This window comes from Rubrobacter calidifluminis (genome assembly GCF_028617075.1).
Taxonomy (GTDB): domain Bacteria; phylum Actinomycetota; class Rubrobacteria; order Rubrobacterales; family Rubrobacteraceae; genus Rubrobacter_E; species Rubrobacter_E calidifluminis.
The window spans coordinates 1-665 of sequence record NZ_JAQKGV010000052.1 but is presented as its reverse complement, the minus strand read 5'-3'; the positions used below and the strand labels follow the sequence as shown (position 1 = coordinate 665).

1 protein-coding gene is annotated in these 665 nt (G+C 63.9%); it reads left to right on the top strand.

Annotated features, from left to right (window positions below; genetic code table 11):
- On the top strand, positions 1-665 hold a 665-nt coding region (locus PJB24_RS15815), incomplete at both ends, for a GDP-L-fucose synthase family protein (protein WP_273847622.1).

Genomic DNA, 665 nt, shown 5'->3' with positions numbered 1-665 from the left:
CTCGCCAACGCCACCTGCCCGGCCGGGTTCATCCGCGATAACCTCGCGATAGAGCTCAACGTCATCGAAGCCGCCCACCGCCACGGGGTGAAAAAGCTCCTTTTCCTTGGCAGTTCGTGCATCTACCCCAGGCATGCCCCCCAGCCCATAAAGGAAGAGTACCTCCTCACGGGAGCACTCGAGCCGACCAACCAGCCCTACGCCATAGCCAAGATAGCCGGCATAGAGCTGTGCAGAAGCTACCGCAGGCAGTACGGAGCCAATTTCATCTGCGTGATGCCGACCAACCTCTACGGCCCGAACGACAACTTCGACCCCCAGAGCAGCCACGTCCTTCCGGCCCTCATCCGCCGCTTCCACGAGGCGAAGGAGCGGGGGGAAAAGGAGGTGGTGGTCTGGGGCAGCGGCAGGCCGCGGAGGGAGTTTCTGCACGCAGACGACCTGGCCGACGCCTGCGTCTTCCTGATGGAGCGCTACTCCGCGGAGGAGCCGGTCAATGTCGGGGTGGGCAGGGACATGAGCATAGCCTCGCTCGCGGAGCTAGTCCGGGAGGTGGTCGGCTACGAGGGAGAGATACGCTTTGACAGCACAAAACCAGATGGCACCCCACGCAAGCTGCTCGATGTGGGCCGCCTGCACTCTCTGGGCTGGCGGGCGAGGATCCC